This is a genomic window from Staphylococcus sp. GDY8P126P (assembly GCF_017891965.1).
GTDB lineage: Bacteria > Bacillota > Bacilli > Staphylococcales > Staphylococcaceae > Staphylococcus > Staphylococcus saprophyticus.
Window position 1 is genome coordinate 301610 of record NZ_JAESKG010000003.1, and the last position, 15584, is coordinate 317193.

Annotated in this window: 12 protein-coding genes and 3 pseudogenes; 5 read left to right on the forward strand and 10 right to left on the reverse strand. The window is 33.5% G+C overall.

The genetic code is table 11. The annotated features are described in order from the left end of the window. Window positions 1-578 precede the first annotated feature (578 nt). On the reverse strand, window positions 579-1682 hold the full coding sequence (locus KA893_RS06725) for a CdaR family transcriptional regulator (protein WP_228481606.1): 1104 nt from the start codon (window positions 1680-1682) through the stop codon (window positions 579-581). A gap of 107 nt (window positions 1683-1789) precedes the next feature. Between KA893_RS06725 and KA893_RS06730 the strand changes: the two genes are divergently transcribed. From KA893_RS06730 to larC, 5 genes are all read left to right on the forward strand, one after another. After that, window positions 1790-2947 carry a glycerate kinase gene (locus tag KA893_RS06730; RefSeq protein WP_115352806.1) on the forward strand — a complete coding sequence of 386 codons (1158 nt, stop codon included), beginning with the start codon at window positions 1790-1792 and terminating at the stop codon, window positions 2945-2947. 63 nt (window positions 2948-3010) lie between these two features. After that, window positions 3011-4273, forward strand: coding sequence for a nickel-dependent lactate racemase (gene larA, locus KA893_RS06735; RefSeq protein ID WP_002482128.1), 1263 nt, complete (start codon window positions 3011-3013; stop codon window positions 4271-4273). 15 nt (window positions 4274-4288) lie between these two features. Next, window positions 4289-5113: an ATP-dependent sacrificial sulfur transferase LarE gene (gene larE / locus KA893_RS06740; protein ID WP_002482127.1), complete on the forward strand. Its 825-nt coding sequence runs from the start codon at window positions 4289-4291 to the stop codon at window positions 5111-5113. Window positions 5114-5134: 21 nt separating this feature from the next. After that, entirely contained in the window at window positions 5135-5893 is a 759-nt protein-coding gene (larB, locus tag KA893_RS06745) for a nickel pincer cofactor biosynthesis protein LarB (protein WP_002482126.1), read from the forward strand. Between the two features lie 17 nt (window positions 5894-5910). Beyond that, window positions 5911-7086 carry a nickel pincer cofactor biosynthesis protein LarC gene (gene larC, locus KA893_RS06750; RefSeq protein WP_194376014.1) on the forward strand — a complete coding sequence of 392 codons (1176 nt, stop codon included), beginning with the start codon at window positions 5911-5913 and terminating at the stop codon, window positions 7084-7086. 119 nt (window positions 7087-7205) lie between these two features. On the opposite strand, the gene KA893_RS06755 is transcribed toward larC, so the two are convergent. The 9 genes and pseudogenes from KA893_RS06755 to KA893_RS06795 all read right to left on the reverse strand — a co-directional run bounded on the left by KA893_RS06755 (window position 7206) and on the right by KA893_RS06795 (window position 15275). Next, window positions 7206-8195 (reverse strand): Gfo/Idh/MocA family protein, encoded by a 990-nt coding sequence (locus KA893_RS06755; protein ID WP_002482124.1) that lies wholly within the window; start codon window positions 8193-8195, stop codon window positions 7206-7208. Between the two features lie 230 nt (window positions 8196-8425). Then, window positions 8426-9342: pseudogene (gene lplA, locus KA893_RS06760) on the reverse strand (lipoate--protein ligase); the annotation flags it as partial. Beyond that, a pseudogene (locus tag KA893_RS06765) lies at window positions 9338-9556 on the reverse strand (FAD-dependent oxidoreductase); the annotation flags it as partial. The pseudogenes lplA and KA893_RS06765, both read right to left, overlap by 5 nt. A gap of 73 nt (window positions 9557-9629) precedes the next feature. Then, window positions 9630-10178: pseudogene (locus KA893_RS06770) on the reverse strand (PadR family transcriptional regulator). A 207-nt stretch (window positions 10179-10385) separates the two neighbouring features. Next, on the reverse strand, window positions 10386-12029 hold the full coding sequence (locus KA893_RS06775; protein ID WP_037537488.1) for an alpha-keto acid decarboxylase family protein: 1644 nt from the start codon (window positions 12027-12029) through the stop codon (window positions 10386-10388). Window positions 12030-12188: 159 nt separating this feature from the next. Beyond that, the gene (locus KA893_RS06780) at window positions 12189-12650 is read right to left on the reverse strand and encodes a MarR family winged helix-turn-helix transcriptional regulator (protein WP_002482118.1); all 462 of its coding nucleotides are present in this window, start codon (window positions 12648-12650) and stop codon (window positions 12189-12191) included. Window positions 12651-12906: 256 nt separating this feature from the next. Beyond that, window positions 12907-13653 carry a glycerophosphodiester phosphodiesterase family protein gene (locus KA893_RS06785; protein WP_011302166.1) on the reverse strand — a complete coding sequence of 249 codons (747 nt, stop codon included), beginning with the start codon at window positions 13651-13653 and terminating at the stop codon, window positions 12907-12909. A gap of 258 nt (window positions 13654-13911) precedes the next feature. After that, on the reverse strand, window positions 13912-14262 hold the full coding sequence (locus KA893_RS06790; protein WP_011302165.1) for a DUF4064 domain-containing protein: 351 nt from the start codon (window positions 14260-14262) through the stop codon (window positions 13912-13914). 26 nt (window positions 14263-14288) lie between these two features. Beyond that, on the reverse strand, window positions 14289-15275 hold the full coding sequence (locus tag KA893_RS06795; protein WP_115340437.1) for a DUF4352 domain-containing protein: 987 nt from the start codon (window positions 15273-15275) through the stop codon (window positions 14289-14291). Window positions 15276-15584: the final 309 nt, after the last annotated feature.

A 15584-nucleotide genomic window follows, 5' to 3' on the forward strand; every position in this document is an offset into this window, starting at 1 on the left:
CACTTAAAAGTGACTGAATACCATAGTATAAAGCGTATTCAAGTAGGTACTGTAATATATAATCATTTGAAAGTGGTGAAAGAGGAATACTTGTTATTAAATTACAACAAGTTTAAGGGTTCACTTCACGTTAATTTTGACGTGATTAGACTGTTTGTTTTGTAGTGTAATTATTTTTTACGCTAAAACTTAGTTACAAAATAAGTCATGTGTCATCATATCATACCCATCATATTCACTCCCCATCTTTTTAAATACATCAAAGTAAGATTGATGTGAGTCATTACTCAATAACTCAAAAAATGGCGCCATTTCTATAACAAGTAAATTCAGATTGGAAACAAAACGTTTTGTATCTATAAAGATTTTTATTCTAAATTTAATAGAATTATTTAGTAATAACTTAATTTTATTATATTGTTTCTCGTGTAATTTGTAAAGCGCTTTTTTGTATTTACTAAAATAACATTTTTCTCGCCTTATCATATTTGTAAAATGAAAACCTCAAAAAATACTGTAATCTTTTTAATTGATTATAGCTATTTTATAAAATATTTTGTACTTAATGTCTATACTATTTAACACCACAAAGCAATTTGTAATTTGATTGCATCAGAATATTTTTTGGGGTTCAAACCTGTTTGTAGTTTACATTTTTCTAAACGATATAGCAGTGTGTTGCGATGAATATAAAGATACTTAGCCGTTTGTGCAATATTCAAGTCATTTTCAAATAAACTTTTTAATGTTTCAATACTTTGATTGTCTAACTCACCTAGTATTCTTTTTTTATATCTCTCCCTTATTTCTTCATTTATCTGATAAAGTAATGTTTTTTCTTCCACATCTTCAAATGAAGCGAAAGATACATTTTCTTCGTTTAACATAAACACAAGTTCACATTCTTCGTAAGCATTTTTAAAATCATTTAAACTTGTAAACACTAAACTAGAAGCAATACGTACATCTAAATTTAAAGATGTAAATACTTGATGAATGCGATATATTTTTTGATTCAGTTCATCTTGTAGCTCATCTGTTGCTAAAATAACAATATGATTATAATTAGTAAAAGCGACTGCGAAAGTCGCCTTATCCATTATTTTAGCTAATCTTTGTACAATACTACTTCGTGAAAAAATTTGTTTCTCCAAATTAATAATGATGCATTTTCTATAAGTTAGAAACGCTACATTTAATTGTTTTGTTAAATATTGGATAAAGGATTGTGAGGGTTCACTTTTCAATAATTCCTCGATTAGTAATTCCTGACTACGTAACTGTCCTTCTAATTCATATGTAAAATAATTTTGATAAAGTAACAACTCTGTGGACATTTTCACCAAATCAGCAACATGCACTAATGCTGATGGATCACCTGTAATACCAATCACACCTACTACGTTATCTTGAAATATAATTGGTAAATTAATACCCGGCTGTGTACCTTGTAAATAACTCGTTTCTTCTTCAGACAAGATCACTATATCCCCACTCGCTAATACTTTGCGCGCACCTTCATGAACTTGACCAATTCTACGCTTATCAAACGAAGCAATGATTTCTCCATTAAAATTCATTATATTAATATTACTATTCGTTCTTTTTACTGTTTCCTCAACGATTAATGCAGCTAATTCATCTGTTAATACATTCATCATTTTATCCCCTATCATTTTCATACAAATTAATAACATCATTTTTGTATATTTTAACCCTATTTTCAATAAAATTAAATCGATATAATAGAATAATACAATAATGAAATCGTTTACAAGGAGGATGGCGTATGAAAATTGTTTTAGCACCGGATTCATTTAAAGGTAGTATGTCAGCTACTGAGGTTGCTCGCTATATGAGTCAGGGTATTTCTGATATATTCCCTGAAGCCGATATACATACCTTACCCGTTGGGGATGGAGGTGAAGGCACCATGGAAGCTTTGGTAAATGCCACGAACGGTACATTCACCACACTCAATGTGACAGGACCACTTGGCGATACTGTCTCTGCACAATATGGTGTACTCCATGACAAGGAAACCTGTGTCATAGAAATGGCTGAAGCGTCTGGATTAAAGCATGTGCCAGACAATGCACTTAATGTGAGGCAAGCCACTACATATGGTACTGGAGAATTAATTCTTGATGCATTGGATAGCGGTTATACGCAATTCATCCTTGCAATCGGCGGGTCTGCAACGAATGATGCAGGTGCTGGTATGTTACAGGCACTTGGTGCCAAACTTTTAGATCAGCATCATCATGAAGTTGATCTTGGTGGTGGTAATCTACAAAAGATACAGCATATTGACTTAAGTCATTTTGATGCACGTATCAACCAATGCAACTTTACGATTGCCACTGACGTACAGAATCCATTAATTGGTACAAACGGTGCTTCCTACGTTTTTGGTAAACAAAAAGGTGCAACAAAATCAGATTTAAAACAATTAGAACACAACCTGACACATTGGGCCGATTTAGTAGCCCATAAGAAAAGCATTCGTCTGCATGACTTACCTGGCGCTGGTGCTGCCGGCGGTTTAGGTGGTGCTTTCAAAGCCTTTTTCCCTAGTCATTTTGAAGATGGCATTCAAGTCGTCATAGACTATATCAAACTGGATCAATATTTAGAAAATGCTGATCTAGTTATTACAGGTGAAGGTAAGATTGATTTTCAAACTTTATACGGTAAGACACCTATGGGTATTGCCAAATATGCAAACAGATACAATGTCCCCGTTGTTTTTATAGGCGGATCGATTGATGTCGATATCGATCAATTTAAAGATATGGGGGTAATTGGTGCTTTTAGTTTAACCGATGGACCGATGTCGCTGGAGGAAACAATAAACCAATCAGAAAAATTAGTTAAAAAAACAACCCAAAACATTGTTAACCTCTTTTTTCATGAGTCAGCAATTTTATCTAAATTTTCTGAATAATGTTAAACTAAACTTACTAGTCATGTGTTATATCATAATTTGAAGTATAAGGAGGAGATTATTTTGAAAACAAGCATATTATATGGTAAATCCAATGTCGAAATCGATTTACCGGATCACAGTGTATTGATTGAACCTACTGATATCGATGCACTCGATGATGATACAAATGCAATTCGTAATGCTTTAGCAGATCCTATAGGCACTAAACCATTAAAAGAAATGGTAAGTGCAAACCAAACCGTCGCCATTGTCATTAGCGATATTACTAGACCAACGCCTAATCATATCCTCGTGCCATTGATCCTAGAAACGTTATCACACGTACCGCCTGAGAATTTCGTCATCATAAATGGTACAGGCACGCATCGTGATCAAACACAAGAAGAATTGATACAAATGTTAGGTAAAGATGTCGTCGATCAAATTAAAATTGTTCATAATCATTGTAACGACAAGGATACTTTAAGTAAGGTAGGCCATAGTAAATATGGATGTGATGTCTATTTAAATAAAGACTATGTTGAAGCCGATTTTAAAATCGTCACTGGATTTATCGAACCGCATTTCTTTGCTGGATTCTCTGGTGGCCCAAAAGGCATAATGCCTGGTATTGCAGGTATTGAAACAATCATGACTTTTCACAACGCTAAAATGATTGGCGATATACGCTCTACATGGGGCAATATGACGGATAATCCTGTCCAGGATATGACTAGAGAAATCAACGCTATGTGTAAACCTGACTTTATGCTCAATGTCACTTTAAATAAAGAAAAAGAAATTACCGCAGTCTTTGCTGGAGAATTATATGAAGCACACGATAAAGGATGCGCCTATGCTAAGGCTCATGCCATGTTTAAATGTGATGATCGTTTTGACGTAGTGATTGCTTCAAATTCTGGTTATCCGCTAGACCAGAACTTATATCAAACCGTTAAAGGCATGAGTGCTGCGCACAAAGTAGTTAAAGAAGGTGGCAGTATCATCATGTTATCAGAATGTAGCGATGGTTATCCCAATCACGGTAACTACGCTGAAATACTGAAAATGGCAGACTCCCCGCAAGGCCTTGTGGACATGATTAGCGATCCGAATTTTGCAATGCTCGATCAATGGCAAGTTCAAAAACAAGCAGTCATTCAAACATTTGCTGATGTATATTTATACTCTAAACTGACTGATAAACAAACAACAGATGCTATGCTTCATCCTGTACATGAGATTAATAACACATTAAAAGAACTGGAAACAAAATATGGAACTGACATGACCATAGGCGTCATGCCGTTAGGACCACTGACAATTCCATATGTTGAATCATAATTGAGGAGGAATACTATGTTAACTGAAATGATTACAAAAGAACAAAAATTAGAAACGATTCTTAAAGATATGAACAGTGTTATTGTTGCTTTTTCTGGTGGTGTAGATAGTAGTCTTGTGCTAAAAAAAGCAATCGATGTTTTAGGACATGATCATGTCAAAGCCGTTATTGTTAAATCTGAATTAACTAGAAATGAAGAATTTGATCAAGCCATTGCTTTAGCTCATCAACTCAATGCCCAAGTAATTGAAACTGAGATAGAAGCTTTAAAGGATCCACATATCGTTGAAAATACCCCTGATAGTTGGTATTACAGCAAACGTCTATTATATTCTAAGCTCGAAGCATTACGCGCACAGCTCAACTTTAACTATGTAGTTGATGGGATGATTATGGATGACATCAATGACTTTAGACCAGGATTAAAAGCAAGAACAGAATTTAATGTTAGAAGCATTCTCCAAGAGGCTGAATTGTTTAAATCTGATGTGAGAGCTATGAGCAAATCCAACCATCTACCTGTTTGGAACAAACCCGCATTATGCAGTTTCGCTTCTCGTATTCCTTACGGCGAACCGTTAAGCATTTCAAAAATAAATAAAATCAATGAAGCTGAAAAATTTATTTTAGCTTTGGGCTTAAACCATGTTAGGGTCCGCTACCATCAAAATATTGCTAGAATTGAAGTCAACGACGCTGATATACCTACTGTAATCCATAACAAAGACCAGATAACCGTCTACCTTAAAGAACTTGGATTCGACTACGTTACGATTGATCTTGAGGGCTACCGTACAGGCAGTATGAATGAAGTGATCGATACGCATCATACACATTAACAAAGTAAAGGTGGCAGTCAAATGGTAGAAAAATACGACGCAATAGAACAATTACTGAAAGCTGTACATGCAAATGAATTATCTGTCGACGATGCAAAAGACCAATTAAGTCACTACGACGAGCTAGGCTTTGCAAAAATCGATCTTCATAGAACACAACGCCAAGGCTTTCCTGAAGTCATTTTTGGTGAAGGAAAGACAAAAGAACAATTGCATGATATCGTGCATACACTTATTAAACATGACTCTATTGTTCTGATTACGAGAATTGACCAAGAAAAAGCTGACCATATTACTGCCAAATATGATCAGCTTGAATACCATGAAACGGCACGCATTGTCTCAACACCAATCAAACATATAGCTAAGACAAATCATTATGCCTCCATCATTTGTGCAGGTACTTCAGATTTACCAGTTGCCGAAGAAGCTGCTATCACCGCTGAAGTCATGGGGATTCACGTTCAACGTTTTTATGATGTAGGTGTTTCAGGTATTCATCGATTATTTGCACATATTGAATCTATTCGACAAAGTAAAGTTTCAGTAGTTGTTGCTGGAATGGAAGGCGCCCTTTCAAGCGTTGTTGCTGGATTAGTTGATCATCCGGTTTACGCTGTACCCACGAGTATCGGTTATGGAGCCAATCTACAAGGTGTAACAACTTTATTATCTATGGTTAATTCATGTGCACCAGGTACAAGTGTGCTTAATATTGATAATGGTTTTGGTGGTGGTTACAATGCTGCTATGATTATTAATATGATTGAGAGTCATTAAAATTGGAGTGGTAAATTATGACAAATGGTCTTTATTTAGATTGTCATGCGGGTATCGCGGGTGACATGTTATTATCCTCTTTGGTAGATTTAGGTGCAGATGTAGATTATGTGCATCAACACTTATTATCACTACCTTTAGATCAATTTAGTTTAAACTTTGCTAAAAAAAATAAACAAGGCATACAAGCGATGGGTCTAACAATTGACTTTGAAGAATCACATCATCATAGAAAAGCGTCAGACATTTTCAACATGATTAACGAGAGCACTTTACCCAACAGAGTCAAAGAACGTAGCATGCTGATATTTGATGTTATTGCACAAGCTGAAGCAAAAATTCATGGCATGAAAATAGAAGATGTCCATTTTCATGAAGTTGGTGCGATGGATTCCATTATAGATATTATAGGTAGTTGTCTTGCATTAGAAGATTTGGGTATTGATGAAATAAAATCGTCACCCGTACCTACTGGAAATGGCAAGATTAAAATTGCACATGGTATATATCCCATTCCAGCGCCAGCAACCGCTGAAATACTTAAGGATATCCCACTTGCAACATTTGATGTTCAAAGTGAACTGACAACACCCACTGGTGCGGCATTTATTAAGGCTTTAGCAACACATATCGGTCCTTTGCCTGCTGTATCAATGTCAAATATTGGTTACGGTTGTGGTACAAAAGACTTTGAGTTTCCAAATGTCATACGTGCTATACAATATACAGCGACAGAAACGACTCCAAATCAAGTACAAGTATTAGAATGTCAAATTGATGATATGACGCCAGAAACACTTGGTTACTTTATAGAGCAAGTGATAAATGAAGGCGCATTAGACGCATTTTACACACCTATTACGATGAAGAAAAGTCGGCCTGCGACTCAATTAACAGTAATAAGTAGCGTCACACAAGCAAAGGAATTCGAAGATTTTATTCTTAAACACACTACATCTCTCGGTGTGCGCAGTTACGCTGTTAATCGCAAAATTTTGCATCGTCAATTCCAAACCATCCATACAACATATGGCGCCATTTTAGTCAAACTAGCAATGAAAGACAATAAAATTATAAAAGCAAAACCTGAATTTGAAGATGTTAAAAATGCAGCACTTCACTCTGGACAGTCTTTCACTAATGTATATAATGACATTCAAAATGAAGTCAGAAAACACATTCAAATAGATTAAAATGAAAAAGTGAGAACCTTCATCTAATCAACTAACTAGATGAAGGTTCTCACTCTTTTTTATAGCAGTAATGACTGCTCATCATTTGAAGAAAATCATCTTTACACGCTTCATGCGTTCTATTTTTGCGATGGTCCTACTTTGATGTTTGCACTATCCAATGCTTGTTCTAATACTTCAATAACTTGGATACTATGTTCTAACTTTTGGGCGGCTAAATCATTATTTTTCTGTTTAATGATTTGGGCAATTTTTACAAATTCTTCATACATGCGGTGATTATGTGGGTTTACTTGATATGACTGTGTGCCACCCTGGTTATATTTTAATTCGAATGCTTTTAATTCATTGGTCGGTCCCTTTATATTAATTGACGCATTGTCACCTTGAATATAAGACTGATTGTCAGAGTTTGAATCTTTAGCCCCTATACATACGACTTTTACATCATTATAATCCAGTTGTAATATGCCTGATGTGTCTATACCCTTTTGAATGTTAGCAAAATATGCAACGCCCTCGGGTTTACCAAATAATCCAACAGCCAAATGTATGTTATAAACATTGATATCCATTAATGCGCCGCCACCTTTAGACGGGTCAAAAGCAGGTGCTACAATGCCTTCTTTGAACTTGTCATATCTTGATGAATACTGTGAATAATTAAATTGTGCAATTTTGCAGTTTCCAAGCTCATTCATAGATTGTTTTAAAACTTCAAAATTACTCAAATATAGATTGGTAATTGCTTCAATAATAATGATATCATGGGCTTGAGCTAAATCTCTTAATTCTATTAATTCCGCTTTTGTTAACGTAAATGGTTTTTCACATATGACATGCTTACCTTGTTGAATCGCTTTACGTGCATAGGCATAATGTAAGTGATTAGGCACTGCTAAATAGATTGTATCTATCATTTCGTCTTGTATAAATTGCTCATAATCATCATATATCGTTTTAATATTAAATTGCTTTTGTAAATTTTTTACATTTTCTGGATTTCTCCCTGAAGAAACAATACTTTGAAATGTAAATTCTGAAATTTGTTCCATTACAGGTAATGCTTCTTTGACAATTTTCCCCGCACCAACGATTCCAATATTCATTAAATTACCCCTTTTTGTTTTATATTTTTTCCAAAACAATATGTATAGGTATAGGACCATTTACATCTCGTTTAACTTAATTCTTTTTCATTTATTAGCTTTATTCTACTTTATCGGTTCTGTGAATTCAAAATCTATCACTTCCTAGATTGGTTAACTATTTTACCAAACTGAAAATTCATCAAAAAAGTCTGAAACATTAATATGTCCCAGACTATATATTCGTTGTATTAACTTAAAATCACATCTGCAATTTCTTCGGCAGTTGTTTTGCCAAAATAATATGTCAAATCTATCTCATTTAAAGCTGCAACAATGTCTTCTTTTACGACACGCACACCCATTAACTGAGAGCTTCTACATCCTTTATATCACCTTGACCGAAAAAGTCTCCATAAATACGACATGCAGCAATGCGTCCTTTTTCAATTGCAAGTGAAATGTCAATTGTTCCAGCAGTCAATCTTGCATCTCTATTATATTCATAACGTGGAGAACGTCCAAAATTCCATTCCCAATTATGATATTTATTGTCGAGCATTTCATCAATGACTTTCCAATCCACTTCCGTTAACTCATAACGTTTCGCTTCACTTAAATCATCAATGCCTAAAAATTGCTTAACCATTAAATCTTTAAATTCATGAATCGTAACATCTTGGTATTCAGATGCTAAGTACGGTCTGATACTACCGACACGAGAACGCACGGATTTAATACCTTTAGATTCTATTTTTTTACGATTTGGTTTCAGTACGTTAACCATTGGTTCATAATCTACATCTAATAAAAGTGAATAACCACCGTAAATACGTCCTTTAATCAATGTCATTGCTGCACCAGATATTTTCTTACCATTAGCCGCTAAATCATTACGGCCACTTTGTACAACTTCCGTTGCTCCAAGTTGATGAAGGGCATCGATACCAGGTTCATAGAATTTTTTGAAATCACCATAAATCGTGCCATCGTTTTCCAATATACAGCACATATTCACTGCACCACGGTCTACATAAACTGCACCACCACCAGTATCACGGCGTACAACTTTAATATTGTGCGCTTCTACATAGTCTTGATTAATTTCTACTGCCGTATTTTGAAAACGACCGATTTCCACTTTAGGATCACAATAATACGGGAAAATGAACTGTACCATCTTTACCAATAACACGGGTATCTTCACCTTCATAACGTACCAGTGATTTAAACGCTTCATATATACCTGCTTCTTTAAGTGGGAGTTGTCCTGTATCTGCGTGAATATCCAATGAACCCCCACGATTTTTATTTATCTCCGGTGATTCCTTTTCAAAAATAGTAAAATTATAACCCTGTTGTTGTAATAGCAGCCCTAGCATTAATCCACCTGGACCGCCTCCAATAATTGCTATGTTTTTAATATTTTTTACAGTTATACTATACCTTCTTTAATTAATATAATTGCTTTAATTCGTTTTTAGTTTTTTCAATAAATGCATCAAACTTTTGTTTCTTCTCAGCGTCATTCAATGCTTCTTTATTTTTTTCCATAATTTCTCTGAATAAATCTTATAACTGCGTACGTGCTTCCTTCATTGCTTCAAAATCCATATTTTTAAAATGTTCTAATCGCTGTAACATTTCATTGTTCATATTTTCATTTAAAAATGCATTACCTTCTTCTGTAATTGTGTATATCTTTTTCTTGCCGTCCTGAGAAATAGAAACAAAATCTCTATCTTCCAACATTTGTAATATCGGATATACTGAGCCAGGGCTTGGTGAATAAAAACCTTTAAATTGTGCCTCTAAATCCTTAATGATTTGATAACCATGCTTTGATTCTTCTTTAAGCATCTTGAGTATGACAAATTGTAAGTTACCTTTTTTAAAAAATCTTTCTCTACCTTGAGGACCTCCAAATCTTTCTTGACCTCTACCAAAACCGAATTCAAATCCTTCACGATTTCTCTTTGTATTATGAAAATGTCTTCTAAACATATAAATCACCTTTCTTTATTTCGATATATCGAAATATGTCAACGATATATCGTTATTCTTTAAAATTTATTTATATCTAACGTAAAATAAAGAACGACACAAACCCAAATTTTACCTTCGGATTTGTGTCGCTCTTATCTTTATTAATTATACTGCTAATTATCTAATATATTTTAATGACTGTAATCTTGCATCATTGCAACGATCTTAACCATTTTGTTTTGCGAAAGCTTGGCCAATTGCATTTAATTTATGTGGCGCGTCATGAACACCCATCTTAACTTCAATGAAGTGCATTGTGTCTGGTTGCGCTTCTATTTGAATTAGTACTTTTTGAAATGCTTCACTCGTATTCACATCATGTACTTGAACTTCATCTTTTCCACCAAATACGGTAGGTAATAATTTATAATCCCACATCTTAATATCGTTATACATAGCATTTTCACCATGGATTTTACGTTCTACTGTGTAACCATCATTATTAATCACAAAAATAATAGGTTTAATCTTCTCTCTAATCATTGTTGATATTTCCTGAACCGTAAGCTGTAGTGATCCATCTCCAATCAACAATAAGTTTCTACGACTTGTATCTGCCATTTGTGTGCCTAAAGTAGCTGGTAATGTGTAACCAATAGAACCCCAAAGTGGTTGTCCAATAAATTTATTGTTATGTTTCAATGCTAAATCATACGCACCAAAGAATGATGTACCTTGTTCAGCTAATATAACATCTTCTTCTCTAATAAAATCTTGCATCATTTTGAAATACGTTTCTTGTGTTAACGGCTCATCAGTCAAATCGTAATCATGTGCTTTCGGTTGTTTAAATTTTGGAAATTCCCCATTATTCACATAGTTAATGGTATTCAAGCCGTCCAATAAATCTACCAATGATACTTCTGTATCTTTCGTTTCATTCATTTTAAAATGATGATGATTAATCATAACTACATCGTCAATATCAAATTGATATGAATAGCCAGCTGTAGCAGAGTCAGTTAATTTTGCACCTATATTTAAGATAGCATCACTTTGATCTACGTAATTTCTAATATCTTCTTCGGCTAACGATGCATCATAAATCCCCATGTAGTAAGGAGATGTTTCATTAAATGCGCCTTTACCTAATGAAAGTTGTACAACCGGAATTTGAGATTGCTTTACAAACTGTTCAAGCTTCTCATGTAATTTAAAACTATTAATTTCATGTCCGGTAATAATAACTGGTTTGTCTGCACTTTGTAATTTATCTTTAACCATTGTCATGTACTTCGTTACATCAGTCTGTGGTCGTTGTTCAATTTCAAATGGTGTTGCTACATCAATTTCACTATTTGCCACATCAATGGGTAAATGAATATGCACAGGTCTTTTTTCATAAAGTGCTGCATTGATTACTCTTGGAATTTCACTTTGTGCATTTTCTGGTGTAATATACGCTTGCGCTGTAGTAATGGATGCATACATATTTCTATAGTCATCAAAATTCCCTTCTCCTAGAGAGTGATGTACATATTTCCCAGCGTTTTCAACTGCTCTTGTAGGTGCACCAGTTATTTGAATCACAGGCACACGCTCAGCGTATGAACCAGCTATACCATTAACGGCACTTAATTCTCCAACACCAAATGTCGTAACCATTGCGGCTATACCTTTCATGCGAGCATAACCATCTGCTGCATAACTCGCATTCAACTCATTCGTATTACCAATCCATTCCATGTCGTCTCGGCTAATAATGTCATCTAAAAATGTTAAATTAAAGTCTCCTGGAACACCAAACACTTTATCTACACCAACATCACTGATACAGTCCATTAAATATTGTCCAACTCTTTTTTTCATTTTCATTTCTCCTTTCAAACCATCTCAATTACACTACAAATTTAACTCATTTATTATAAAAGGTCAACAATGTTGACTTATATATTGATAGCGACTTTTTGTTTTAAAAAAGAAAACGATACAGCTCGTTACGCTATATCGTTAGTTAGACACTCATATTTATTTGTTAAAATCATCTTTTAGATATTTCACTTCCTGAAAACCAGTACGGTATGAAGCCAATTCTTCCATAATTGCATACCAATCATTACCTACTTTTTTCTGTATATCTTGAAACATATCATTTTGTTTTTTATTTAACTCTCTAACTAATTTCGTACCTTTATCAGTAGGATATAACGCTTTGACACGCTTATCCGTAGCTGTTTGCTTTTCAATGATGTAAGCTTCATCTTTTAATTTTTTTAATGTGGCATGACTACCTTGTTTAGATATTTCTAAACTTTTCAATAAATCTTTAATTGTAATACCAGGTACTTTCTCAATAAAAAATAAAAAACGATGATGTTGTCTATTCAGCCCATATTTTTCGATAATTTCATCTGCAGTGTTAATAAATGTTTTATAGGCAAAATAAAACAACAAATTCTCATAATCATTGTTATTACTATTACTTTCCATTACACACAATCCTCTGTTTCTTATTTTAATACAATTTTACTAGCTGAAATCCATATGAGCATTATCCATACATATATTACTCACTATTTTCTTTATTATAACAGTTCTCATGCCACGGATTATCTAATTTTCATATATTAACTGTCGAGATGTCTAATTAATAATAAATGATTACTTATTTTTCTAAAATGCTTACACACTTAAAAGTGATTTCTTATTGCTAAATCATCATCAGTACCCATTCATTTTTCAATCATTATGGTCTCTCTAAATGAATCATATCGTCAGCATGATCCGTAAAAATACCATCTACGCCCCAATTAGCTAATTGATTCGCACGTAGTGATTTGTTAACTGTCCACACATTTAATGTATAACCTGCATTTTTTATCATTTTCACACGCGCTTGAGAAAGTTTGGCATCTTCAATATTCACAATATTTGATCCACAAAAATCTAATAAAGTTCTCCAATCTCCTTGGAACGCTGCAGATTTAAAAATTAATGCTCTTGGATATTCTGGCAATAACGCTTCGGCTAATTTAACTAAATAGACATTAAAACTTGAAATCAATACTTCTATATTCGAATCTAGTTCTTTTAATTGTTCAGCGACTTGTGTAACCATACTTTCAGATAAGGCCGTACCATTCGAACCACTTACGCCCTTTAATTCAATATTTAGATTTATTTGCGTTTCATTCGCCATCTTGATGACATCTTTAAAAGTCGGCAATCTTTCAGCTTCAAATGCTTTGCCAAACCAACTGCCAGTCGAAGCATTTTTTATGTCCATATAATCTAATTGAGTTACTTCACCTGTCATATCCGTTGTTCGATCAAGAAAATCATCGTGTATGATAACTAGCTGTTCATCTTTCGTAATTGCAACATCTAATTCAATCCATTTTAAACCAGGTATGTCAGCAGCCTTTTTATATGAAGCCAGTGTATTTTCTGGCGCTTTACTCGGTAAACCTCTGTGACCATAGATTGTAAACATCGAACCATCCTCTTCCGTTATCGTTTTCCATAATTATGATATGAACATAGCCATATTTCAAATAATCTATGTAAGATTCATGAAACTATTATTTATAATATGCCTTATTTAAAAATTAAAAACACCCTCAAATATGTACTAAATTCCTAAAATTAGGTTTTCATACCAATTTTCAGGTGCACATCATTGAGCGTGTTTCACTTTTATCATTACTAAAAACTATTTAAAGTATTGTCACTATTTTCGTTAAATACTAACTTATTTTCTAATTAAAGCTAAGATACCAGCAACTAAAATTAAAATTCCTGACAATATGCCAAAAAAGCTAATAAACACGATATTTAAAATGCCACCAACTAATAGCAACACTCCTATAAGTACTCTTTTTTTATTTATTATACAACTAAGCACTAGAGTTATAATACATGTTAAAATAACTGCTATGCCTAATCCTGTAATACTACCACTTTCAGTAGCTCCAAATTCTGCACCAATACCATCAAGCATAATAGCAAATAATCCACCTAAAATACCAAATATACTTCCTAAAATTCCTAAAATCATTTCTGCTACCCTGTTTGTTTGTCTAACCGTTTGATTTTGATTCATATTTATTTACCTCTTTCATTTTTAGTTTATGCTGCGTCATCTTCTGATGTATCTTCATCCGTTGTATTTTCTTCTTCGATTTTCTTCATTTCTTCTTCGTATTCTTTATCTATAGCTTCCATTTCCTCTTCATACTCTTTTTCATCTTGTTCCATTTCTTCTTCTAAAGCTTTGTCTTCTTGCTCCATTTCTTCTTCTAAAGCTTTATCTTCTTCATCCATTTTCTTATCATATAATGCGTCAACACGTGCTTCTAATTGATCATATTCGATTTCTAACACATCATCGTCTACATGATTCATTTTTTCACCATCAGTTAATGCGTTATATTCATCCACTAGTGCGTTATACATTTCTGCTGAATATCCTGTTTCTTCACTTTCAGTATCTTCTGAGTCTTCATCTGTTATTTTTGGTTCTTCGCTGTCTTCTGATTCAACATTAGTGTCTGTTTCCGATTCATCATTCGACTCATTACTATTAGCTACAGATGCTTCCTTGATATCTGTTTTTTTAATTTCCCATTTAGCTTTTACATTATTGAATTTTGGCGTAGCATCCATCTCTAAAGTATAATTATCACTATCCGGCACATCATAAGTTATGTATCCAGAACCAGTGTTCCCTTTATTTAATTGATGAGAAAAGCCTGCATTCGTATCGTCATTACCAAACCATTCTTGATAATTTTCATTATTTACCTTCATGCTAAAGTCAGATGAATCCATAAGCACCTGATCTTCATTATTATTTTTAAATTTCAAATACACTTTAATAACTTTTCCGTTTTCTGGCGCACTATATTCGTCATAATCATTAACATATTCAATTTTAGTTAATTTCACTTGCACACCATCTGCATCAACAGCCTGTCCAATTTTAAACTTTTTCATTTTGCTAGTTGCTTTTGATTTATCTGAATCTTTATCCGCGCTTTTTGCTTCATCATTTTCAGTACCACAACCAGCTAATACAAACATAACCATTATTACAAAAAATAATAATCTTTTCATATTATCCCAATCCCCCAATTTTATTCTTATTATTTATTTAATGTGTTTTACTCCATTTTAAAATTAATTATACACATGCTCTATAATCTTATAACATTTTTAATTAAAATCAATAGTTTTTAAAAGAAAATTTTCACCTTTTAAAATATTTTTGAATTGCGTATATAAAATGACTTAAAATAACAAAATAACCGTACAAAATTTATTTGTACGGTTATTTTGTGTAATTATTTTTGGAATTTTTAATACTAAACGAAAAAGTATGTATCTCATTCCTTTTCATCTTGATTGTGAAGCCACACCAACAAA

Excerpts from the sequence above, each read along its gene's own strand:
- KA893_RS06790 (WP_011302165.1), bottom strand. The coding sequence starts at position 14,262 with ATGAATCAAAATCAAACGGTTAGACAAACAAACAGGGTAGCAGAAATG.
- KA893_RS06730 (WP_115352806.1), top strand. The coding sequence starts at position 1,790 with ATGAAAATTGTTTTAGCACCGGATTCATTTAAAGGTAGTATGTCAGCT.
- KA893_RS06725 (WP_228481606.1), bottom strand. The coding sequence starts at position 1,682 with ATGAAAATGATAGGGGATAAAATGATGAATGTATTAACAGATGAATTA.
- larE (WP_002482127.1), top strand. The coding sequence starts at position 4,289 with ATGTTAACTGAAATGATTACAAAAGAACAAAAATTAGAAACGATTCTT.
- KA893_RS06755 (WP_002482124.1), bottom strand. The coding sequence starts at position 8,195 with ATGAATATTGGAATCGTTGGTGCGGGGAAAATTGTCAAAGAAGCATTA.
- larC (WP_194376014.1), top strand. The coding sequence starts at position 5,911 with ATGACAAATGGTCTTTATTTAGATTGTCATGCGGGTATCGCGGGTGAC.
- KA893_RS06780 (WP_002482118.1), bottom strand. The coding sequence starts at position 12,650 with ATGGAAAGTAATAGTAATAACAATGATTATGAGAATTTGTTGTTTTAT.
- KA893_RS06785 (WP_011302166.1), bottom strand. The coding sequence starts at position 13,653 with ATGTTTACAATCTATGGTCACAGAGGTTTACCGAGTAAAGCGCCAGAA.
- larB (WP_002482126.1), top strand. The coding sequence starts at position 5,135 with ATGGTAGAAAAATACGACGCAATAGAACAATTACTGAAAGCTGTACAT.
- KA893_RS06775 (WP_037537488.1), bottom strand. The coding sequence starts at position 12,029 with ATGAAAAAAAGAGTTGGACAATATTTAATGGACTGTATCAGTGATGTT.
- KA893_RS06795 (WP_115340437.1), bottom strand. The coding sequence starts at position 15,275 with ATGAAAAGATTATTATTTTTTGTAATAATGGTTATGTTTGTATTAGCT.